The 20,595-nt window shown below is 51.4% G+C and carries 24 protein-coding genes; 13 read left to right on the top strand and 11 right to left on the bottom strand.

The window, feature by feature from the left end:
* Positions 1-60: 60 nt before the first annotated feature.
* Positions 61-1,116 (bottom strand): photosystem II D2 protein (photosystem q(a) protein), encoded by a 1,056-nt coding sequence (gene psbD / locus V0288_RS00350; protein WP_332863005.1) that lies wholly within the window; start codon positions 1,114-1,116, stop codon positions 61-63.
* A gap of 259 nt (positions 1,117-1,375) precedes the next feature.
* Here psbD and V0288_RS00345 point away from each other — a divergent pair, with 259 nt between their 5' ends.
* The 7 genes from V0288_RS00345 to V0288_RS00315 all read left to right on the top strand — a co-directional run bounded on the left by V0288_RS00345 (position 1,376) and on the right by V0288_RS00315 (position 4,931).
* Positions 1,376-1,645 (top strand): UPF0367 protein family, encoded by a 270-nt coding sequence (locus V0288_RS00345; RefSeq protein WP_422661852.1) that lies wholly within the window; start codon positions 1,376-1,378, stop codon positions 1,643-1,645.
* Positions 1,646-1,651: 6 nt separating this feature from the next.
* The gene (locus V0288_RS00340) at positions 1,652-2,320 is read left to right on the top strand and encodes an energy-coupling factor ABC transporter ATP-binding protein (protein WP_332863004.1); all 669 of its coding nucleotides are present in this window, start codon (positions 1,652-1,654) and stop codon (positions 2,318-2,320) included.
* A gap of 72 nt (positions 2,321-2,392) precedes the next feature.
* Positions 2,393-2,953, top strand: coding sequence for an NYN domain-containing protein (locus V0288_RS00335; protein WP_332863003.1), 561 nt, complete (start codon positions 2,393-2,395; stop codon positions 2,951-2,953).
* A gap of 141 nt (positions 2,954-3,094) precedes the next feature.
* A complete protein-coding gene (locus V0288_RS00330; protein ID WP_332863002.1) occupies positions 3,095-3,964 on the top strand; it encodes a toll/interleukin-1 receptor domain-containing protein in 870 nt (289 codons plus the stop codon).
* Between the two features lie 98 nt (positions 3,965-4,062).
* Positions 4,063-4,248, top strand: coding sequence for a hypothetical protein (locus V0288_RS00325; protein ID WP_332863001.1), 186 nt, complete (start codon positions 4,063-4,065; stop codon positions 4,246-4,248).
* Positions 4,249-4,270: 22 nt separating this feature from the next.
* A complete protein-coding gene (locus tag V0288_RS00320) occupies positions 4,271-4,600 on the top strand; it encodes a nucleotidyltransferase family protein (protein WP_332863000.1) in 330 nt (109 codons plus the stop codon).
* Positions 4,587-4,931, top strand: coding sequence for a HepT-like ribonuclease domain-containing protein (locus tag V0288_RS00315; protein ID WP_332862999.1), 345 nt, complete (start codon positions 4,587-4,589; stop codon positions 4,929-4,931). Before V0288_RS00320 ends, V0288_RS00315 begins: the two co-directional genes overlap by 14 nt.
* A 122-nt stretch (positions 4,932-5,053) precedes the next feature.
* Here V0288_RS00315 and V0288_RS00310 read toward each other — a convergent pair whose 3' ends face one another.
* The 4 genes from V0288_RS00310 to V0288_RS00295 all read right to left on the bottom strand — a co-directional run bounded on the left by V0288_RS00310 (position 5,054) and on the right by V0288_RS00295 (position 9,649).
* Entirely contained in the window at positions 5,054-6,373 is a 1,320-nt protein-coding gene (locus V0288_RS00310) for a glycoside hydrolase family 10 protein (protein WP_332862998.1), read from the bottom strand.
* Between the two features lie 494 nt (positions 6,374-6,867).
* Positions 6,868-7,083, bottom strand: coding sequence for a hypothetical protein (locus tag V0288_RS00305; RefSeq protein ID WP_332862997.1), 216 nt, complete (start codon positions 7,081-7,083; stop codon positions 6,868-6,870).
* 242 nt (positions 7,084-7,325) lie between these two features.
* A complete protein-coding gene (locus V0288_RS00300) occupies positions 7,326-8,900 on the bottom strand; it encodes a glucose-6-phosphate isomerase (protein WP_332862996.1) in 1,575 nt (524 codons plus the stop codon).
* 587 nt (positions 8,901-9,487) lie between these two features.
* Positions 9,488-9,649 carry a hypothetical protein gene (locus V0288_RS00295; protein ID WP_332862995.1) on the bottom strand — a complete coding sequence of 54 codons (162 nt, stop codon included), beginning with the start codon at positions 9,647-9,649 and terminating at the stop codon, positions 9,488-9,490.
* A 201-nt stretch (positions 9,650-9,850) separates the two neighbouring features.
* On the opposite strand from V0288_RS00295, the gene V0288_RS00290 reads away from it, so the two are divergent.
* The gene (locus V0288_RS00290; protein WP_332862994.1) at positions 9,851-10,183 is read left to right on the top strand and encodes a hypothetical protein; all 333 of its coding nucleotides are present in this window, start codon (positions 9,851-9,853) and stop codon (positions 10,181-10,183) included.
* A gap of 577 nt (positions 10,184-10,760) precedes the next feature.
* Here the strand turns inward: V0288_RS00290 and V0288_RS00285 are convergent.
* From V0288_RS00285 to V0288_RS00270, 4 genes are all read right to left on the bottom strand, one after another.
* Positions 10,761-11,780, bottom strand: a complete 1,020-nt coding sequence (locus V0288_RS00285; RefSeq protein WP_332862993.1) for a TFIIB-type zinc ribbon-containing protein — start codon at positions 11,778-11,780, stop codon at positions 10,761-10,763.
* A 125-nt stretch (positions 11,781-11,905) separates the two neighbouring features.
* Complete coding sequence (locus tag V0288_RS00280) at positions 11,906-12,307, bottom strand: phosphomannose isomerase type II C-terminal cupin domain (protein WP_332863178.1); 402 nt, start codon at positions 12,305-12,307, stop codon at positions 11,906-11,908.
* A gap of 93 nt (positions 12,308-12,400) precedes the next feature.
* A complete protein-coding gene (gene gatC, locus V0288_RS00275; protein WP_332862992.1) occupies positions 12,401-12,700 on the bottom strand; it encodes an Asp-tRNA(Asn)/Glu-tRNA(Gln) amidotransferase subunit GatC in 300 nt (99 codons plus the stop codon).
* A gap of 220 nt (positions 12,701-12,920) precedes the next feature.
* Entirely contained in the window at positions 12,921-13,442 is a 522-nt protein-coding gene (locus tag V0288_RS00270; protein WP_332862991.1) for a photosystem I assembly protein Ycf3, read from the bottom strand.
* 24 nt (positions 13,443-13,466) lie between these two features.
* Between V0288_RS00270 and V0288_RS00265 the strand changes: the two genes are divergently transcribed.
* The 4 genes from V0288_RS00265 to V0288_RS00250 all read left to right on the top strand — a co-directional run bounded on the left by V0288_RS00265 (position 13,467) and on the right by V0288_RS00250 (position 17,056).
* Positions 13,467-13,919 carry an NADAR family protein gene (locus tag V0288_RS00265; RefSeq protein WP_332862990.1) on the top strand — a complete coding sequence of 151 codons (453 nt, stop codon included), beginning with the start codon at positions 13,467-13,469 and terminating at the stop codon, positions 13,917-13,919.
* Positions 13,920-13,998: 79 nt separating this feature from the next.
* Positions 13,999-14,955 carry a glycosyltransferase family 9 protein gene (locus tag V0288_RS00260; RefSeq protein WP_332862989.1) on the top strand — a complete coding sequence of 319 codons (957 nt, stop codon included), beginning with the start codon at positions 13,999-14,001 and terminating at the stop codon, positions 14,953-14,955.
* 203 nt (positions 14,956-15,158) lie between these two features.
* Complete coding sequence (locus V0288_RS00255; RefSeq protein ID WP_332862988.1) at positions 15,159-16,079, top strand: J domain-containing protein; 921 nt, start codon at positions 15,159-15,161, stop codon at positions 16,077-16,079.
* Between the two features lie 92 nt (positions 16,080-16,171).
* Positions 16,172-17,056 (top strand): D-alanyl-D-alanine carboxypeptidase, encoded by an 885-nt coding sequence (locus V0288_RS00250; protein WP_332862987.1) that lies wholly within the window; start codon positions 16,172-16,174, stop codon positions 17,054-17,056.
* A gap of 54 nt (positions 17,057-17,110) precedes the next feature.
* On the opposite strand, the gene dacB is transcribed toward V0288_RS00250, so the two are convergent.
* Positions 17,111-18,511 (bottom strand): D-alanyl-D-alanine carboxypeptidase/D-alanyl-D-alanine endopeptidase, encoded by a 1,401-nt coding sequence (gene dacB / locus V0288_RS00245; protein ID WP_332862986.1) that lies wholly within the window; start codon positions 18,509-18,511, stop codon positions 17,111-17,113.
* A gap of 57 nt (positions 18,512-18,568) precedes the next feature.
* On the opposite strand from dacB, the gene gorA reads away from it, so the two are divergent.
* Positions 18,569-19,921: a glutathione-disulfide reductase gene (gorA, locus tag V0288_RS00240; protein ID WP_332862985.1), complete on the top strand. Its 1,353-nt coding sequence runs from the start codon at positions 18,569-18,571 to the stop codon at positions 19,919-19,921.
* 278 nt (positions 19,922-20,199) lie between these two features.
* Here gorA and V0288_RS00235 read toward each other — a convergent pair whose 3' ends face one another.
* Positions 20,200-20,415: a hypothetical protein gene (locus V0288_RS00235; RefSeq protein WP_332862984.1), complete on the bottom strand. Its 216-nt coding sequence runs from the start codon at positions 20,413-20,415 to the stop codon at positions 20,200-20,202.
* Positions 20,416-20,595: the final 180 nt, after the last annotated feature.

Genomic DNA, 20,595 nt, shown 5'->3' with positions numbered 1-20,595 from the left:
CGCGATTTAAAAAAAGAGAAGGGTAATCGAATCACCCTTCCCTCGTACTTTTTACCGTCCTTACAGAGCGTTACCGCGCGGTAATACTTCTTCGGGGAATGTAAAGTTTTCGTGGGGTTGATCTTGAGGAGCCATCCAAGCTCTCAGACCCTCGTTCAGTAGAATGTTTTTCGTGTAGAAAGTCTCGAATTCGGGGTCTTCCGCCGCTCTCAATTCCTGAGATACGAAGTCATAAGCCCGCAGGTTCAGCGCTAACCCGACAATACCGACGGAACTCATCCACAATCCCGTCACGGGGACGAAGAGCATGAAGAAGTGTAACCAGCGTTTGTTCGAGAAAGCGATCCCGAAAATCTGCGACCAGAAACGGTTCGCCGTTACCATCGAGTAGGTTTCTTCCGCTTGGGTCGGCTCGAAGGCGCGGAAGGTGTTGGAACCCTCGCCGTCCTCGAACAGGGTGTTTTCTACCGTCGCCCCGTGAATGGCGCACAGTAACGCGCCGCCGAGGATACCGGCTACCCCCATCATGTGGAAGGGGTTCAGCGTCCAGTTATGGAACCCTTGCAGGAACAGGATGAAGCGGAAGATTCCCGCCACCCCGAAGCTGGGGGCGAAGAACCAACTCGATTGTCCGAGCGGGTACATCAGGAACACGCTGACGAATACGGAAATCGGGCCGCTGAACGCGATGGCGTTGTAGGGACGGATGCCGACCAGACGGGAGATCTCGAACTGTCTCAGCATGAAGCCGATCAGTCCGAAAGCTCCGTGGAGGGCGACAAACGGCCAGAGACCGCCAATCTGACACCAGCGGGTGAAGTTACCTTGCGCTTCGGGTCCCCACAGGAACAGGAGGGAGTGTCCGAAGGCATCGGCGGGGCTGGATACGGCTACGGTGAGGAAGTTGCCGCCTTCCAGGTAGGAACTGGCTAACCCGTGGGTGTACCAGGAGGTGACGAAGGTGGTTCCGGTTAACCATCCCCCCAGGGCCAGGTAGGCGCAGGGGAAGAGTAGTAAACCCGACCAGCCGATGAAGACGAAGCGGTCTCTTTTGAGCCAGTCGTCTACTACATCAAACCACCCTCTTTCCGGGGCGCGTCCGACTGCTATGGTCATGGGAGTTTTCTCCGAAAATGATATAAGGGCTGATGTTCTGACAGGCCGCCCTTCCCTCTAAGTATAAATGCAGATGGGGGGGCGGATTGTGAGAAATCTTTACTTTTCTTAACTTACACTATAGTAGGGAAAATGACCGGAAGTTTCCGGGGAAGTCTAAAAAAAATCTGAAAATCTTTCGGGACGGGAAACGTCGATCGAGAGGTAGCACCGGATACAATGGTTTTGGACTCGCTTGTAATGACAGGGAACGTCGCTTATGTACTCGATCGATATCACGCTGAAACTCTCTCCCATCGGCATTTCCGTCCAACGCAAAGAAGCGGACGCGGCGGAAGCACTGTATCAAACCATTATCAACGCCATGAAGTCCCCCACCCCGGAACTACTGGAGTTGACCTGCGAGAAGCAGACCGATAAAAAAGTCGCCCTGTTCAGCGACCAGATTACCGCCGTGATCGTCTCCCAGAAATCGGGCGCCGCCTCGGCCGGTAGAGTCCCCGGATTCGTCACGCTGACGGCAGAGTAACCGGCGATGGCGATCGAGGTCAAGGATCTATGTTTTAACTGGCCGAGCGGGAAACCGGTCTTGGATCACTGTTCCCTAGAGGTTCCCACCGGGGAATTCTGGATGTTGTTGGGAACGAACGGGAGCGGTAAATCCACGCTTTTACGGCTTCTCGCGGGATTATTAGCCCCCGCGTCCGGCACGATCTCGATCTCCAGCCCCCTCGGTTTCGTGTTCCAAAACCCGGATCACCAGCTAGTTATGCCCACTGTCGGCGCGGACGTGGCTTTCGGATTGGTCAAGGAAAAACTATCCCCCGCCGAAATCCGCGAGCGGGTGCGGGAATCGCTCGCCGCGGTCAATTTACTGGAGTTGGAGCGGCGACCGATTTACGCGCTCAGTGGCGGACAGAAGCAGAGAATCGCGATCGCGGGAGCGTTAGCCCGTCACTGCGAGGTTTTGTTACTCGACGAACCGACCGCGCTGTTAGACGCGGACACACAGTTAGAATTGGTCTCTCAGGTGCGAAAACTGGTTAAGAGCCGAAATATTACCGCGCTCTGGGTCACGCACCGTTTGGACGAGCTTGATTATAGCGACGGCGCGTTCCTGCTCGAAGGGGGAAAGGTCGTCGCCAAGGGCGATCCGATCGCTTTAAAGGATCGTCTCTTGAAAAATACCGAGGGAGAATCCTAAAACCTTTGTTAAAATTTGAAAATATTCGCTCTGGTTAGATGATTCCAATGCCTTTTATACCCTCTCCCTACCATGAATACACCTCTTTATCGTTCTCTACTGCTAGTTGATGGCTACAATATCATCGGCGCCTGGTCGTCCCTGAAAAAAACGCGCGATCGTCACGGCCTGGAACCGGCGAGGAACAAGCTCATCGAGGCACTCGTTAGTTACAGTCACCACCAGGGCTGTCAGACGCGGATCGTTTTCGATTCCTACTATCAGGACACCCCCGGCGCGCAAGAGCAATACACGCCCCATCTCTGGGTTTACTTTACCGCCCACGCCCAAACCGCGGACACCTATATCGAAAAAACCTGCGCGGACTTCTGGCGCGAACGGGGAACGGATTTTTCGCGCATTATCGTCGCCACTTCCGATAACGCCCAAAAACTGACGGTAATGGGTTACGGGGCGGAATGTATCTCCGCGCAACGCCTGGAAGCGGAAGTAGACCTGTCCGGCCGCAAAATTCGAGACTATCAACGATCCCGACAAACCGCTAGGGGTCGTTTTTTAATGCATTCCCTCGACGCGAAGGTCCAGCAGAAACTCGATCGGATGAGACACGGGGCGAATCACGGCAAACCTTGACAGAAGAAATGATATATGTATAGTCATTTTCACACGGCTAGAGGCACACTTCGGTGTGTCTCTACTGTTTTAGGGTTATATTTAAGAGGTAGCTTGTAGAACTGATGTTCGATAAACTCCGAGTTTTCGAGGTTAAACTAAATGAGCGATACCTACGATGCTTTCATTTCTCACGCTTCAGAAGACAAAGAAGCCGTGGCTAAACCTCTGGCAGAAATACTGATGGCGTTCGGTCTGAATGTTTGGTTGGATATATTTACTCTAGAGGTTGGTGATAGCTTGCTGGAGTCAATTGATGAAGGACTAGCAAACTCTAAATTTGGGGTTGTTGTGTTAAGTCGCTCATTCTTTAGTAAAGGTTGGACTAAATATGAACTTCGCAGCTTACTTACTAGAGAAATCGGAAAAAGTAAAGTAGTTTTACCTTTATGGCATGATATTAGTCGTCAAGAAATCGAGCGAGTAAGCCCACCACTCGCGGACAAAGTTGCTCTAGACACCTCTAAAAAGAGCCTTTCAGAAATTGCCTTGAACTTGCTTAAAGTAATCCGACCTGATATTTTCAATAATTTAACAAGATATATAGCATGGCTGAATTCAAAGAGTGATGGAAGATGGGAATATATTGATCTAAGTAAACTTGTTCCCAGTCCTATACGTCATTCAAGCCTTCCAGAAGATTTACTTATAAGAGCCAAGATAGTTTATCAAGCATTAGAAAAGGTTATGCACTCATCACTAGAACTATTTATTGAAAATTTTCAAAGAGAGTTCTATCCTTATAATGAATTAAAAGTTTGGGAAAAAATTGCGGCAACCTATTTGGACGTAACATTTCAACAGGATTTTTCATCAAATAAACTACAGTCAATTTATGCCAATTTAATAAGTATTTCAATGCAACCTAACGAGAAAATTCAAGAAATGCTTAATTCCGATGATGAATTTATTAAAACTTTAATTATTGCTTATGCAAATGTCGCCCTACCGATCTCGGATTCTGATGTATAAAGAAATTTAAATAGACATTTAGAACAATCATTGATCGGTCAGGATACATAAGTTCCTACAAAACAGTTTAAAACTATAAAAACACTGAAAATGTAACCATGTGGCAAGATGAAGTTCTAGAGGAAATTCATAAATATCGAGAAGAACACGCTAACTCTTTTAACTATGATTTAGACGCAATGTTCGCGAACTGGCAAAAAAGACAGGCGGAAAACGGTAGAGAAGTGGTTAGTTTACCACCTAAGCGGGATGAAAAAAGTCGCTGGAGTCGATCGAAACCATAACATTGTAAATTGGTTTAATATTATGCAAAGTATTCAAACGATTCAAATCCCGATCGAACCCCAAAAGCTCGCCGAATTCTGCCAACGGTGGAAAATCACCGAACTAGCTTTGTTCGGCTCGGTATTACGAGAGGATTTTCGTCCGGAAAGCAGTGATATTGATGTCTTGGTTTCCTTCGCCGAAGACGCTCACTGGACACTGTTCGATTGGGTTGATATGGAAGAAGATATTAAGAATGTCTTTCAAAGAGATGTCGATCTAGTTAGTCGTCGAGGCATCGAACGTAGTCGTAACTATTTACGCCGTAAAGCCATTCTTGAATCCGCTCAAGTGATTTATGCTACCTCGTGAACTGAATTATTTGCAAGATATGCTCGACTCCGCGAGGTTAGCGAGAGACTTTGTAGCCGGGATCGATCGAGAAGCCTTTGAACTCGACTTGATGCGTCAGGCCGCGGTCACTCGAAAACTGGAAATTATTGGCGAGGCCGCCCGTAGAATTTCTATGGAAACACAGACCGCGATTCCGGCTATTCCTTGGCCGAAAATTATCGGGATGCGAAATCGTCTCGTTCATGAATATGACGAGCTAGACCTAGAAGTGATTTGGGATACCGTGCAACTAGCTTTACCAGAACTCATCAATACACTAGAAAATATTATCTCTATTGAAGAAGCCTGAAAATCCAATTCGATAGTCAGCAAAAAATTCCAATTATCTGAAGGGCAAATCATAAAAAATACGCCAATTCAGATTTGAGTTGACGCGATAAAATTGTACATTGGTTGAATGACGCGAACGAACTATCGCGTCGGACCTGCGGGAGGGGGGATCACCGGGATCTCGATACCGTCCGGGGCTAAATAATTTTGGATAGGTTTTTCCGCGGGGCGCGCTCCGGGATCGGTCGCGATCGGGGTGTTTTCGACCATCGGGACTCGCGGCGCGATCGGTTGAGAGAACATCGCGCCGATCGCCGCCTGTCGTTCGCCGATCGATTCCGGCGCCCGATTCCAGAGACTCTCGTAGAAAAAGAAAATAATTCCCAACCCGCGAGATCGCGCGGCCGTCACCTTTTCTTGAATGAACGGTAGCTCGATCGGTCGGGTTCTCAAACCGCTTAATACCCCGATCCCCGTGGGGATTCTCTGCTGGGTTTCCTGAATTTCCGGTCGATCGAGTTGTTTGAGAAAACCCGCCATATCGGGGCGATACACCTGCACGATCAGTTCATCGACTAACCCCTGGCGCACCCAACCGAGCCAATCTTGTAAATGTCCGTTATAGGCGAACTCGTAAGGATTGGGAGCGATCGAGAAACGCGCGTTCGGTTTAATCGCTTTGAGCGCTTGATTGAGGTTGGCGACGAACGCGGTAATTTTATCGGCCCTCCAGCGCGTCCATTCGGGATCTCTAGGGTTCGCGGGCGGCGTTTTCTGAGTTTCTTGCTGGTAGAGAGCGACAGTAAAATCATCGTAGCCGAATTCGTTGGGAAGACTGAGATGATCGTCGAATTGAATCCCGTCGATATCGTACTGTCTCGCCACCTCTAAAACCAACTCGCTAATAAAATTCTGCACTTCCGGCCGGAAAGGATTCAACCAGACGACCTCGCCGGCCGCCCCTACCCAAGTGGTCGTTCCGTCGCGTTTGCGCGTCAGCCAGCCGGGGTGTTTCATCGCCATTTCGGACGTGGGAGGGGCCATAAAACCGAATTCAAACCAGGGAATCGCCCGTAATCCCTTCTCCCGAGAGCGATCGATCAATTCCTTCAGCGCGTCTTCCCCCTTCGATCCCGTGGGAACGAAGGGCTGAATTCCTTCCCGTTTCGCCACCTCGCTGGGATAGAGCGCGTAGCCGGAATTCCAAACCACCGGATAGACGGCGTTAAAGTTAAGCTTGGATAAATCCTCGATCGCCCGATCCCGTTTGTCGCGTTCGAGCAGGATCTCGGTATCGTTGGTGGTGATCCAAACCCCCCGGATATCGGGATCGGCCGGTTGGGAAAAAGCGATTGAAAGCCCGGGAGATAACAGGACGGCGATCAAGGAGGCGAGAAACCAGAGTAGAGGAATTTTTTTACCGATTTGTCGCCAGACACGGGACAGGAGCGAAAAAGTCATCGGGATACAACTCGGATGATACGGCTTCAACCGATTATAATACCGGTTCGCGAAATCTAGTCTGTACGTCTACACCGATGGCTAATCTGGAGAGTATCCGAGCGATAAAAACTCGGTTATAGAATCGGTTTCGGGAAGAGTATTGACGATTTCGCCCTCGAACGCGATTGTTTTTCCGGTAAAGGTTCTCGCTCGACAGTCGATCGATGGCTCTCTGACGGTAATCTGAAACGAGCCGAAAGTTTAAGGTAACTCGACAATCTCGATCGCGTCGATCGCCTGTAATCGGTGAGAGACCCGATAATAAACCTTGAAATTATTGACCGAAAAAGTTTCGAGCCGATCGGGTTGACCCGTTATAAAATTTTCTCTTTCCGTCGCGATTTTTTATAATCTTTCTGTTATCCCTCTATAGACAGAAAATTCGCTATTTTGTAAAAACAGAAGAAAATCCCTAGCTTGTAAAGATAGCCATAAATTGTAAGCCATATTCTCTATAATTCGAGCTTGACGATTTCGCCCCTCGCCTGTCTCTCTAAAGCTTGCCGAAGGGATTCCTGTTCGGAAACGGGTAAGTCTCCGAAGCGAATCGTTTTCTCGGTTCCCGAAACATAGATCGGGTAATCGGGAGCGAGTTTTTCCAGTTCTTGCCCCGCCTCTCGCGCGAGGATCGATCGAATTTCTTCATCCGTGTATCGAGCTTTTGACATGGGAGAGTACCTAAATTTACCTCGTGAAGCTCCTTAACTCTAGTTGACTATTAGACCTCTTGCACAATTCATTTTCGATGCTCTCAAAAAATCAAAAACTGGAATTATAGACGATAAATAAGTATGGTCTAAAAAAATATTTATAATATTCTTTCTTCTTCCTCCTGACTCCCTAACCACAAGACAATTTTTGAATTCCGCGCGGAGATCTATTGTAAGGTGGGACTCGGCCCACCCTACGGTTATCGGGCGGAAATTTGTAACGTATCGGGTTTACCGAAATCTCCCTCCACTTTCACCCCCCGATGATTCGCATCGAGATGGCGGACGATTTTATAGATCGCCTCGACGCGATCGCTCGCCCCCGCTTTTGCCGCCAGCGCGTTCAGATCGAGCGGATTTCCCGATTCTTGCAGAATCCCGACAATCTGCCGTTGTAAATCGAGGACGGAGGCGGCCGCTTTTTTCCCGGCTTCCACTCCTGGCTGATGGTAGGCGTTAATATTGACCAAACTCGCGTAAATACTCACCGCGCGCTCGTAGAGGGCGATTAACGCGCCGACGTGACGCGGCGTGACCTCGGGAATCGTGATGGTAATCGAATCCCGGTGATTCTCGTACAGTGCCTGTCGGGTTCCCTGTAGCAGTCCGGAGAGAAAATCGCCCGAGGTCGCGCCCGGTTCCACGTCTATAGATTCTCCCCGGCGGTCTTCGAGAACCTCGATAAAGGTGGCGAAGAAATTGGGAACCCCCTCGCGCAGTTGTTGGACGTAAGCGTGTTGGTCGGTCGAACCCTTATTCCCGTAGACGGCGATACCCTGATAAACGGTGTTACCGTCGAGATCTTTTTCTTTACCCAACGATTCCATCACCAATTGCTGTAGGTAGCGGCTGAAAAGATAGAGGCTGTCTTTGTAGGGGAGAATGACCATATCTTTCTCGCCTTTGCCGTTGCCCTCGTAATACCACGCGAGGGCGAGAAGGGCGGAAGGATTGGTTTTCAAATCGTGGACGCGGGTGGCGATATCCATTTCCCTCGCGCCGGCTAACATCGCGTCGATGTCGATTCCCTGTAGCGATGCCGGAAGGAGACCGACGGCGGAAAGTTCGGAAGTACGTCCCCCCACCCAATCCTGCATGGGGAAACGGGTTAACCAGTCGCGCGCGTACTCGTCCATCTTGCTCCCCGGCATGGTGACGGCGACGGCGTGTTTCGGGAAGTCTAGCCCCTGTTTCTCGTAGGCGTGACGCACTTCTAACATCCCGTTACGGGTTTCGGGGGTGCCGCCGGATTTGCTGGTGATAATGACGAGGGTGGTGGCGAGATCCAGGTGTTCGAGAACCCGATCGATCCCCGCCGGATCGGTATTATCGATAAAGTGAATCTCCATCGGCGGGACATCCGGGGCGAGCGCTTCGGCGACAAATTGCGGGCCCAGCGCCGAACCGCCGATACCGACGGAGAGAATGGTGGTGAATTTCTCTCGATCCGGCGGTTTTATCTCTCCCGCGTGAATTTTTCGGACAAAATCTTTAATCTGTAATAGAGGCTCGGTAATCTCGGCGCGAAGTTGGTCGTTCGGGGCGAGTTCGGGGGCGCGAAGCCAGTAGTGGCCGACCATGCGCTGTTCGTCGGGATTGGCGATCGCTCCTTTCTCTAACGCTTCTAGAGCGCGGAAGGCCCGATCGAACTTGGGGGCGAGGGTTTCGACGAAAGCGTTATCGAAGCGGACGCGGCTCACGTCGAGATACAGTTCGAGTCCGGGGTGATAGTATAACCAATCTTGGTAACGTTGCCAGAGTTGCAGATTATCCATAGAAAAAAACTGAAATTTTACTTGATCTCTCGCTGGGGGTTCGCTTTCATCGCTGTCCTCTCCAATCATACAGGTAGTTCCCGACCGGTTCATCGGCGTTAAGGATATGTTAGGGGTTCGCGGGACGTGGCGCTCGCGAATCTCCCGAAACCGGACTCTAAGAAGACGGGGATAAGGAGAAAAGGGCTTGACAAAACCGACGACTTGACATACCATTATTTATATAATGGGAATCTGTACTTTCCTGTAAACTCCCTTCAAGCAAGCGAAATTTCCCGACAGAATTTTTCTCGAAGAACCCCGGTTCGATCGGGATTCTCGAACAGCAACGGAACGCTAAACCGTTCCCTAGTTACCGTCGCGAACGGGTGTGAAAAATCCCCGATCGATTCTCCCGATTAGAGTCGGGAGCGCTCGATCGCGAAGCGTCTCTCTTTCCGAAGACTATCCACGCGATAGAGTTCGATCGGGGGAACGAAAGCCAGACCTCTCACGCGATTCGTTCGCGAGGGTCTAAAAACTACAAAAATCAGATTTATACCATATAAATGAGGTTTTTTCGAGATTTATAGCGATAAAATTCTTTATTATTCCTCCTGACTCCCAACTCCCGGCTCCTGAACCACGCGCCAATTTTTGAATTCCGCGAGAAATCGGCTTTCCGGGGGAAAGAAAGCGAGTTCACCGGCCGTCTCGATCGCCCCGCGCCCCTCGCATAGACTTTTTGCTATAGTTTTCGGGAATACCATCGAAAAAAAACTTCCAGATTGTCACGGGATTGTCACGGGACGGCGATAGTCGCGACATATTCGATCCCTATCGTGAAGGTAATCCAGTCAAGGAATACTTTAATTTCCACCGACGAGATTAACCGAATCGCTTATAACACTCTCCTTCGCGTCAATTCGCTCCAAACTGACCCTATTTACCCTATTTAGGAGATTCAAACCGTGAAAAAAATCGTCTTCGGAATGTTAACGGCTCTCGCGCTCGGTTCTCTGGCGATTAACCTTCCCGCCACCGCGGCGACCGGAGCGAAATCATCTCCCGGTACCGCCACGAAATCGGAGATGACGACCTCGAAGAAACCCGCTACCGGAGTTAAAAGTAGCTCCTCGAAGAAACCCACTACCGGAGTTAAAAGTAGCTCCTCGAAAAAACCCGTAACCGGAGTCAAAAGTAGCCACTCGAAAAAACCCGTAACCCAACAGCATTCTAGTAAGAAACCCTCGAATACCACCGCTCATCGGAGCCAACCTTCCAATAGCGAGGTGAAACATTAATAAACCCCTGTCACTAGAGCGATACTAAAAAATTTCATCGTTAAGCGTCTACCCGCGGTTCGAGAAAGTCGAGAGGGCGTACATACCGACCCCACGACTCGCTCTTACCGCATTTTTTTTCATTTTTTACGCTCGCGCTCGAACTCGATCGGCGCGGGAAACCTCCCCGGAAAAAACCACGGCGAATCGTTCCCCGATCGACCGCGGAATCCGATCGACGCGGCTCGTGGCTCGGATTTTCCCCTCCCGTCACGGCATTGACATCTCGCCGCGATAGTCCTGACAAATGGGGTGCCTATGATAGAAGTCATCCAGCAAAGGAACACATCTTTTCCCCCGGCGAGAACTACCGATCACTTCTCACACGCTCGCCGGGGGAAATTCACTCCCCACCGCTCGATCTCGCGGGGAATGGCAAGATTTTCATCGTTACCATCCAGTTTCGCGGAAAAGCGGCCGTCCCGGATTCCTTCTCGCTCCCCCGGCCTCCGGCGCGCTTTTCTAGCATTTTTTTAGGTAAGATTGTTACTATCGAGCGATATTGCCGTTGAAAGTGGAAAGACGAGTGCTATATCGCCTACTTGCCCGATTTTTTGGGAACTCTCTCTTTTAATAACACGTTATCGAAATAAACGCTCACCCGATCGCCGCGTCCCCGCATCGAGAAAAGCGCGACCCGGCCCGATCGATAATCGCTATCCCAAAAACTCCCCACTTGCTGACCGTTGACAAAACCGATCACGAGATTCCCTTTCGTCACGATCCGGAGACGATTGCGACGGCTCCCGGTTTTGATGGCCTCGTGTTTCTCCCATCCCACCCGATGGAGCCATTGATCCTTGTCATGTTTCCCCATGACAAAATTGCCCTGACCGTTGATGAAGAGATAATAAAATTTCTGATCGTTTTTGGTGTTGATCCGGGTGATCAACCCGTAGGGAATATCGTTCGGTCCGGAGGTTTTCGTCGCGTCCGCCGAGAAATCCACGTCTTGAAAACTTTTTCCCATCCAGATCGAGGCCCCGAAATGGTTGCGGCGAACCTGTCGTTGGTACAGTCCCCCCTTCTGGAACGAGGCGTTATCCGTTAAAGCCCACGATCGAGGCCGATCGAACGTTTCCTGTAAAATCGTTTTTTGAAACTCGCTCGTATCGAATAGCGATCGCCAGAACGCGTAGCCTCCCGCCCCGAGACCGCAGATCCCGAGGAAGAGAAAAAACTTGACCAGTAAGGCGATCGGGAGTTTCGGGAAGAAAGCTTTCCGGGCCGGCGAAGGGGGGCGCGGGGGGATACCGCGCGGGGGCGGGCTAGAATAAATCGGTACTTCGGGGGGAGGGGAAGGGGGAATTTTCGCGGGGGTCGCCAGCTTGGAGATGAGGGAATCATCGGAAAGCGTTGTTTTCGGGGAGCGGGCGATACGGGTTGGCGACGGGGGGGGACTCTTTTTATCGGAAAGATCCTCGCTATCGGGAGTGACGAATTTCGAGCTATTTTGACCGACTGGCTTGAATTGGGTACTACCGCAAAACTCGCATTGACCGGGCTTGATAGACAGGGTAATCTCGTTACCGCATCGTTTACATCTATAGGTAGGCATGATGACCTGATTCTCGCCATCCGTTCAAAAGTGGGCTTTTCAAGGAACTGACAGGGATCGCTATCGCCGGGGCGAGAAATCAGGTCGTGTTCGGGAGTTGACTATCCTAGGAACCCGAAACCCGCTCAAGCTTTATGGCGAGCGTAGTCATCTTGAAAGCGAACGATATCGTCCTCTCCTAAATATTCCCCGTTTTGCACTTCGATTAACACTAATTTGATCACGCCGGGATTTTCCAGACGGTGAGCGGTACACTGCGGCACGTAGGTAGACTGATTCGCGCCCAAGGTTTCCTCCCGATCGCCGCAGGTGACTTTCGCCGTTCCCGAGACCACGATCCAGTGTTCGCTACGATGGTAGTGCATCTGTAAGCTAAGACGATGGCCCGGATTCACTTCAATCCGCTTGATCTTGTATCCCGGCCCTTCTTCTAGAGTGGTAAACGATCCCCACGGTCTAATTTCGGTCGGGGTGGACGAATCTCCCGAAAAACCGGGAAAGGAAAGGACATCTTGAGACGCGACCATGCTTATTGCCTCCAACAGTACGGCGATCATAGACCAAGATAGCAGATAATTTCTCGATCGCCGTATCGGCCGCTTCTTTTCCGGTCTCGCGTTCTAGCCTTCCTCGTCGGTGTTGAGAATCCGGGGAACCCGAAAATAGTCGCCTTCCGGTTCGGGGGATTCCCGCAATAATTCCTCGCGCTCGCTATAGACGCGGGCGCGATCGGCGCGGGTAATATTGCTGATTTCAATAGCCCGAGTCGTCGGCGGCACGTTTTCGGTATCTAATTCGCTCAACTGCTCGAAATAGTCGAGAATCCCGCTCAATTGTCCGGTAAAGCGTTCTTCTTCCTGGGGGGTGATTTCTAAACGGGCTAGGTGGGCGATTTTCTGGACGGTGGCTCGATCGATCATAGACCTCTCGTGGAATTCAAGAATTGTCGGGTGGTTAGGGAGTCAGGAGTCAGGAGTCAGGAGGAAGACTAAAGAATTTTAAGGCTAAAAATCTCTCAGAAACCCCATTTATCTTGTAAAATTCTCATTTTTGAAGTTTTTAGACCCTCAACAACGAATGGTGCAAGAGGTTTCACGAAGGTTTCGAGGGTTACGGGTGGATAGGGGGGGATTCGGCGATCTAGAAAAACACGTCGATTTCCGATCGACCGGTGATTTTCAGCCAGTTCTGCGCCTCGATGTAGTTATTCGGGGCGAGTCGGATCGCCTGTTTCCAGTATTCCGCCGCTTTATCGTAGAGCGCTTCCGCTTCCGCCTCTTTTCCTTCCTCCCTGGCTCTCTCGCCCTGATAATGGTAGATCACGGCGATATTATTCAAGGCCGAGGGCATTCGGGGGTTGAGATCGATCGCTTGCTCGTAGTAGTCCAGGGCTTTCTCGTGTTCGCCGTTACTGGCGTGAATAATGCCGATATTATAGAGAATATAACTGCGATCGTTGGGATCTTCCTCTAATTTCAACGCCTCGTAGTAGTTATCCAGTGCCTCGGCGTATTCCCCGTCCGCCTGCGCCGACATCCCATCGCGATAATAGACGAAAGCCTCTTTGGCTTTTTTATTCGCGGGCAGTACCTTGAGGATAATGTCCGCCATCACGGTAAAACTTTTATCGATAAAATTATCGTTCTTTTGAGTGCGTGGCATATAACTTGGGGGCGAGCGATCGAAATGACTATTTTCTTTTATAGCATTCACGAGAAACCTTACGGGTGTTTTTCCAACTTTTCCCGTCACGGCTTCGATCTCGACGGATTCTGGTGGCCGACGAGCGAGCATTACTTCCAGGCGGCCAAATATCCCGGCCATCCCTACGGGGAAGCGATCCGACTGGCGAAAACGCCGAGAGAGGCGGCCGAGATGGGAAGACAGCGCCTCTATCCCCTCCGTCCCGATTGGGAAACGGTGAAAGAAGAAATCATGTACCGGGGCGTATTAAGAAAGTTTACAATTCATGGCGAGATTCGAGAAATTTTGCTAGTGACGGGAGAGGAATTATTGATCGAGAATTCGCCGATCGATTACTACTGGGGGTGCGGGGCGGACGGGACGGGAAAGAACCGTTTAGGTCACGTTCTGATGAAAGTTAGAGGGTTTTTCCGGGAATCCGCGGGGGACTCGTGAATTCTTCCTGACATTCTGGATGGGATGTTCGGGGACACTGCTAGAATTAAGCTGATCGATTCAGGTCTAGCCAGATAAGATGCGAGTATTAACCCTTGTACCGGGGGGAATTAGCGATCAACTTCTGTTTTTTCCCACCCTAGAAACCCTCCAGCGAACCTATCCGAAAGCGTCGATCGATGTCCTCGTCGAGCCGCGAGCGAAGGCCGCCTATCGTGTTTGTCCGAACGTTAAGGAAATTCTTTTATTCGACTATCAGGATCGATACGGATTGGCGGACTATCTCAATCTACTCGGGGTGATCCGCGATCGCGAGTACGAGATCGCGCTCGATCTCTCCGGTCGCGGCCCTGTCGGTCTCCTACTCTGGCTTAACGGTATCCCCGTCCGCGTCGGCTACCGAAAAGACGGAAGCTGGTTCCTCTCCAATTCCGTCCCCCGCAAAACGTCCGGCTATCTGGCCGATATCTATCACGATCTCGTCGCGGCGTTAAAGATTGCCTCGCCCCGTCCCCCGCTCCAAGTCACCCTGAAAAAAGAAGATATCGATTGGGCGGAAATGGAACAAAAACGCCTCGATATCAAGGATAGCGGCTATATTCTCGTCTACGGGGGAGGGAGCGATCTGCTGGCCTCTCAAGGAACCGAGACGGTTTACCCGATCGACGCTTGGGCGAAAATCCTCCAAGAGATTCAGGGGAAACAACCGAGTTTACCGCTCGTCGCCATCGAGGGGACTAGCGAGGAATCCTGGGTCGCCGCGTTAAGCCAGAAAGTGGGCGGTCTCAAGATCTCGCGAACCGCGGATATCGGCAAAATGGCGGCGATGATCGCCGGGGGGAATATCCTGTTATCCACCGATAGTGTTCCCCTACAGTTAGCCGTGGCGGTAGGAACCCCGACGATCGCCCTTCTCGCTCCCTCTTCGATCGAGTTGCTACCCACCGACGATCGTTTCGTGAAAATCCTCTCCCCCACCGCGAAAGTCGCCGATATCAAACCGGAAACCGTCCTAGAAAGGCTCTGGCAGAGTTAAGAGGGGGCGGGAGTCAGGAGTCAGGAGTCAGGAGGCAGGAGTCAGGAGTCAGGAGTCAGGAGGCAGGAGATCGATTATCTTTAATAATCTCTCACCTTCCCTATCTCCCTCATCCCTCACCTCCCTCACCTCCCCACTCCCTCCCTTTTGTCATCCCTCAAATGGTATAAAGTAGCGAGTAACTTTACCCGACGCTAACCATCGTGGCGGATCGATTTCTATCCATCCTGCTGTACGTTTCCTTGATCCTGGCCGCTTTCTGGTTTATTACCCCCAGAAAACAGCCCCGTCGCCATCCCGCCTATCATCTCGCCTGTCTTCTCGAAGACGCGCCGGAAAGCGCCTTAACCGGTCAATCCTACCCGCTCGCCACCCCGCTCGCCACGCCGATCGCCTGTATCGTCCCCCGGTTGTGGCACGATTACTATCGGAACTCCCTCGCCCGCGTCGATATCGATTACTGGCAGTGGCGCGATAAGCCGGAGGTCGATCGGGTGTGTCCGGAGTTGAACTGGCTGTTGAGTCTTCCCCCCGCGACCGGTCACGTCAAAGAAATCCTGGAAACCCTCGCCGGCGGTCGAGATCCGTTTTACCATCCCTATCTCGATCTCCGGGCGATCGAGCGCGGGAACAATCTCGCCGTTCTCGCGGACAGGGTAGGCAAGGGCAGGTTCGCCGAGCGGGATTTCCGAACGCACCGAAAAGCCCGCGAGGAGTTCCGGCAATGGCACTTACAAGCCTGTCAAAGATTGGGGAAAGAGCGATTAAAAGCCGTGTACCGTGTCTGTTACGGGGCGAGTTGGGAGTTTATCGCCACGATTCTCTATCCCTCGGATCGATCGCTCGCCGTACTGCTCGTCGGCGATCCCTCGCCGGATTGGTGGAGAATTTTGGGAATTACCCCGTTAACTCCCGATTCTCGCGTGGAGATCGCTTATAAAACCCTCCTGCGTTACTGGCATCCCGATCGCAATTCCCACCCCAACGCCACCGAGATTACCGCGCGTCTCAATCACGCCTACGAATGCTATCAGAGCGTCCGGTCTCGATCGGCCCCGGATAAAGCCCCTTTATGGCTGAAAATTCGCTCTTGGATGTCAGAAAACGGGAATATTCAGGTTTAATTTGTGAGATCGATAACCATTATACCGAAGCGCGAACTGGTACAATAGGGCGAACTCGCTCCTCGACTCAGACGCTTACCCGTAATAACAGCATGAAACAGTTTTCCCGGTGCTTGAATCCTCTCGTGATCGTCGGTATGGCGACGCTCGCTCTGGCGCGGCCGGGCGTTGCGAACGAGATGGATCTCTCCACTCACCCGAACCCGATCCGTCAATCCGATGTTATAGAACTTTACGTTCCCCCCCCGGATAATAACGCCCCTCGCGTCTGTACGGAATTCGTCGGGGATAGTATCGCCCGCTCGATCGAACGCTCCCCGAATCAATGGGGGATTCTCGTCGAGTCGCTCGATCGGAAAACGGTTTACTATAGCCATAACGCCGACCGGTATTTTATCCCGGCCTCGAACACGAAAATATTTACCACGGCCGCCGCGCTACAGGCCATGAATCCCGAAGCGGCCATCCGCAATAAAACCCTCCGCGATTGGGTGAATATTACCAATCAACACAGTAATAACGTCTACGCCGATACTTTATTTAAATTCATCGGCGGTTTCCGAAGCGTGCGATCTCTCCTCTCCCAAATGGGCATCGATCCCAATAGTTATCGTTTATCGGACGGTTCGGGTTTATCGAGAAAGAACGTGACCACTCCCCGCGCTCTCGTGGAAATCCTCCGCGCCATGTATTTTTCTCCCAATCGGGACACGTTTTACGCTTCCCTACCGGTCGCGGGCATCAGTGGAACCCTGAAAAACCGGATGCGGAACACGACCGCGACCGGCACCGTGTACGCGAAAACCGGCACTCTCTGGGGAGTCCGGGCGCTTTCCGGTTATCTGATCCATCCGGATGAAGGCGTGATGGTTTTCAGCATTCTCGCCAATAATAGTAGTGTTTCCGGGCAGGCGCTGGTGAAATCGATCGATTCGATCGTCCTCCAACTCACCCGCTCGCGTTCCTGCGGGATTTAGGAGAAGGTGGGAGACAGGAAGCTTTCCGCTTTTCTCCCCACTCCTCTACTCCCCTTAACAGCGTTTTAATCTTCCCAAGAGTAGGATAATCTCGTCGATGCCGTTTCTGGTAATCGTCGCCGGTCGATCGCTATGATTGACGAGAATACTAAAAGCGATCGAATCGTAATTCGGATTTTCTAGATAGCCGGAGAGGGATACCACTCCCGATAATGTGCCGGTTTTCCCCTGTAGTCTTCCCTGAATCGGTGTATTTTGAAATCTTCCCGCTAAAGTTCCCCTCACTCCAGCGATCGCTAGGGAATCGCGATAGGTAGCATTCTTCTCGAAAAGTTGCAGGGCGCGGACGAGGGTTTCGGGGGTGGTGAGGTTCTGCCGCGAGAGTCCGGAACCGTCCTGAAGGCTGTACCCGTCGCTATTAATCCCTAAACCGGTTAAACGTTCTTTCACTCCCTCCGTTCCCCCGATTAATTGCAGGAGGGTTTCGGCGAAGAAATTATGACTTTCGGTATTGACTCTTTGAACGATTTGTGATATAGGATCGGATTCGATCGACGTAATTTCTTCGCCGACGGGTTCCGGGGTAATTCCCGCGCTTTTGACGGTAATTCCCTCGTCCTGTAGGATCTCCCGCCAGCGATCGAGGAAATAACGGGTCGGATCGGGGATGGCGATCGAGAAATCATCTTTCGCGTCGATCGCCAGCGAACCGGTGATAATTAAACGGGAATCGCCGAGATTTCCTTTTATTTCCAGAGTATTCGGGGTTCCAGCGGGCGCGGTGGTAGCGCGGTTCTCGATCGACCACTGCCGTGCGGCGAGAGTATCCGACCATTGTAGCGATATCGGTTGCCCCACGCGGGTCGGGGAAACTTCCAGTTTGACCGCGTTCTCGTTGAGCGTCAGGCTAGAGGGCGCGACGGCATAATAGAAAAAGATATCTTCCCATTCCCACGTTTTATTGAGATTCGATCGGGGAAAAAAGCTATCGTCTACCTGTAATCGATCGATCTGTCGGATGCCGCGATCTTTCAACTGTCGCGCGAGGGTTTGCAGTTTCTCGGTGGTGAGGGTAGGATCGCCTTTTCCCACGACGGTGAGGGTTTCCAGATTCGGCGCGTTCCCTCGGGCGAGAACGGGCGTTTTTATCCGATAATCGGGGGGAAAAGCCTGTAAAGCGGCGGCGGTAGTTAATAATTTGGCGTTAGAAGCCGGGATAAAGAATTTATTCTCGTTCCGTCGGTAGAGGGACTGATTAGAATGAAGGGGTTGGATGAGGATTCCCCAGTAGGAACGGGTAAACTCTTCCCTTTGTAGGATTCGATCGATCCCCGTTTCTAGCTCCGATGGACAGATAAACCGCGAAGGGGGAGTATCCGCGACGACCGGTTTCGGGGACGGGAACAGGGTAAACGCGAACAGGAACAGAGGGAAGATCGAGAAACGCGATAGCATGGATTCAACCGGTGTAGGCGGGCGATTTTCACTTAATTTAGCAGAGGAACGTCATTTATGAGTTACGATTACGATCTATTTGTTATCGGCGGCGGATCGGGGGGCATCGCTACGGCGCGCCGGGCCGCGGAATACGGGGCTAGAGTGGGATTGGCGGAGTTCGATCGACTGGGGGGAACCTGCGTCAATCGCGGCTGTATCCCGAAAAAATTGATGGTCTATTCTTCCCGCTTCCCGCAGTTATTTAAAGACGCGGAAGGATACGGCTGGAGTCCGGTAGAGAGTCATTTAAATTGGCAGAAATTGATCGCCAACGTCAACGGGGATGTGGCGCGTCTGAACGGTGTTTACGAACGGATGTTAGATAATTCTAAAGTCGAAGTTTTCCCCGCGATCGCCCGTTTTCTCGATTCCCACACGATCGAGGCCGGGGATAAAAAGATAACGGCCGATAAAATTCTCATCGCCGTCGGGGGATATCCCGTCAAACCGGATATTCCGGGGATCGAGTACACGATGGTTTCCGATGCCATGTTCCACCTACCGGAACAACCGAAACGGATTCTCGTTCTCGGCGCGGGTTATATCGGGGTAGAATTCGCGTGTATGATGCACGGATTGGGGACGGAAGTGACGCAGTTAATCCGGAGCGATAAGATTTTACGGGGTTTTGACGAGGATATCCGCGACGAGATCCAGGCGGAAATGATCCGGCAGGGAATTAAACTGATGCCGAAGAGTTTTCCTACCTCGATCGAAAAAACGTCCGACGGCTTAAAAGTCTCTATTCAACACCCGGAAAGTTCGGAAATCGTCCTCGTGGACGCGGTGGGTTTGGCGGCTACCGGACGGGTTCCCAAGTTGGAGAATCTGGGACTGGAGAATGTTAACGTGGAGGTGAAAAACGGGGCGATCGCCGTCAACGAGTACAGCCAAACTAGCGAACCGCACATCTACGCGGTGGGAGATTGCACCGATAAAGTGAATCTGACTCCCGTGGCGATTAACGAGGGACGCGCCTTCGCGGATACGGTTTTCGGCGGAAAATCGCGGGTGATGAGTTACGAAAATATTCCCTCGGCGGTTTTCACCACTCCGGAAGCGGCTACGGTGGGATTGACGGAAGCCGAAGCGCGGGTTAAATACGGGGAAAACGCGATTAAAATCTATCGATCGAAATTCCGTCCCGGATATAATGTTTTACCCGGCAGGGAGGATAAAACCCTGATGAAATTAGTGGTACATATCGAGAGCGATCGGGTGTTAGGCGCGCACATGGTCGGGGATCACGCGGCGGAAATCATTCAGGGAGTCGCGATCGCGGTGAAAATGGGCGCGAGAAAGGCGGATTTCGACGCGACGGTAGGAATTCACCCCAGCGCGGCCGAGGAGTTCGTGACGATGCGCTAGGATTCGATCGGGTTGGATGGGTAACGCTATCTAACCCGTTATTCGGGGGTTAGGATTTTATATAGATTATCGATCGATCCCGAACCGTAGACTTTCAAAGTCTTTATCAACAACTCTCCCGGTTAGGAACGAAACCCGACACCACGAGATCGGCATCGATCGACAAGAGCATATCATAAACTCGGGTCGGTTCGAGGAACGAAACGAAACCCGTATCTCGTTAATTTTCCAGTAAATTTTCGGGTTTCCTTTCGGGTGTTTTTTTACCCGTCGAAAGTTTAGTGACGGACACGAACCGTTTCTACTTTATGGCAATACTCGCCGGGAACCGTCCATACTTCGTTGTCTTTCTCTTGGTTTATGCCGCCATACCACAAGGCGACGTGTTCGTCCGGAACTATTTGGTCATCGATACAATCTCCCGCCATCGCGACGATCACGGCAAGATTATCGTTCAGCTTAATAATATCGCCAATTTTCAGATTATCGTTCATATACCCTCTTCCGTCCAAACTTCGCGCTCACTGGATGTAGAGTACCTTCCCATTTTATCCCACGAGTCGAACACGAAGAATCTTCTGGGGCCAATTCGATCGATCTTGAGCGATAAACTCTCCAAGCCTTCGCCAATTCAAAAATGAAACGCATCAACCTCAAGAGTTGACAGAAAAAGG

Origin of the sequence: Pannus brasiliensis CCIBt3594 (assembly GCF_036688125.1) — a bacterium.
GTDB lineage: Bacteria > Cyanobacteriota > Cyanobacteriia > Cyanobacteriales > Microcystaceae > Pannus > Pannus brasiliensis.
This window is presented reverse-complemented; position numbering and strand designations above follow the sequence as displayed.

Coding starts and splice junctions, on each gene's coding strand:
- psbD (WP_332863005.1), bottom strand. CDS start 1,116: ATGACCATAGCAGTCGGACGCGCCCCGGAAAGAGGGTGGTTTGATGTA.
- V0288_RS00345 (WP_422661852.1), top strand. CDS start 1,376: ATGTACTCGATCGATATCACGCTGAAACTCTCTCCCATCGGCATTTCC.
- V0288_RS00340 (WP_332863004.1), top strand. CDS start 1,652: ATGGCGATCGAGGTCAAGGATCTATGTTTTAACTGGCCGAGCGGGAAA.
- V0288_RS00335 (WP_332863003.1), top strand. CDS start 2,393: ATGAATACACCTCTTTATCGTTCTCTACTGCTAGTTGATGGCTACAAT.
- V0288_RS00330 (WP_332863002.1), top strand. CDS start 3,095: ATGAGCGATACCTACGATGCTTTCATTTCTCACGCTTCAGAAGACAAA.
- V0288_RS00325 (WP_332863001.1), top strand. CDS start 4,063: ATGTGGCAAGATGAAGTTCTAGAGGAAATTCATAAATATCGAGAAGAA.
- V0288_RS00320 (WP_332863000.1), top strand. CDS start 4,271: ATGCAAAGTATTCAAACGATTCAAATCCCGATCGAACCCCAAAAGCTC.
- V0288_RS00315 (WP_332862999.1), top strand. CDS start 4,587: ATGCTACCTCGTGAACTGAATTATTTGCAAGATATGCTCGACTCCGCG.
- V0288_RS00310 (WP_332862998.1), bottom strand. CDS start 6,373: ATGACTTTTTCGCTCCTGTCCCGTGTCTGGCGACAAATCGGTAAAAAA.
- V0288_RS00305 (WP_332862997.1), bottom strand. CDS start 7,083: ATGTCAAAAGCTCGATACACGGATGAAGAAATTCGATCGATCCTCGCG.
- V0288_RS00300 (WP_332862996.1), bottom strand. CDS start 8,900: ATGGATAATCTGCAACTCTGGCAACGTTACCAAGATTGGTTATACTAT.
- V0288_RS00295 (WP_332862995.1), bottom strand. CDS start 9,649: ATGGTATTCCCGAAAACTATAGCAAAAAGTCTATGCGAGGGGCGCGGG.
- V0288_RS00285 (WP_332862993.1), bottom strand. CDS start 11,780: ATGCCTACCTATAGATGTAAACGATGCGGTAACGAGATTACCCTGTCT.
- V0288_RS00280 (WP_332863178.1), bottom strand. CDS start 12,307: ATGGTCGCGTCTCAAGATGTCCTTTCCTTTCCCGGTTTTTCGGGAGAT.
- gatC (WP_332862992.1), bottom strand. CDS start 12,700: ATGATCGATCGAGCCACCGTCCAGAAAATCGCCCACCTAGCCCGTTTA.
- V0288_RS00270 (WP_332862991.1), bottom strand. CDS start 13,442: ATGCCACGCACTCAAAAGAACGATAATTTTATCGATAAAAGTTTTACC.
- V0288_RS00265 (WP_332862990.1), top strand. CDS start 13,467: ATGACTATTTTCTTTTATAGCATTCACGAGAAACCTTACGGGTGTTTT.
- V0288_RS00260 (WP_332862989.1), top strand. CDS start 13,999: ATGCGAGTATTAACCCTTGTACCGGGGGGAATTAGCGATCAACTTCTG.
- V0288_RS00250 (WP_332862987.1), top strand. CDS start 16,172: ATGAAACAGTTTTCCCGGTGCTTGAATCCTCTCGTGATCGTCGGTATG.
- dacB (WP_332862986.1), bottom strand. CDS start 18,511: ATGCTATCGCGTTTCTCGATCTTCCCTCTGTTCCTGTTCGCGTTTACC.
- gorA (WP_332862985.1), top strand. CDS start 18,569: ATGAGTTACGATTACGATCTATTTGTTATCGGCGGCGGATCGGGGGGC.
- V0288_RS00235 (WP_332862984.1), bottom strand. CDS start 20,415: ATGAACGATAATCTGAAAATTGGCGATATTATTAAGCTGAACGATAAT.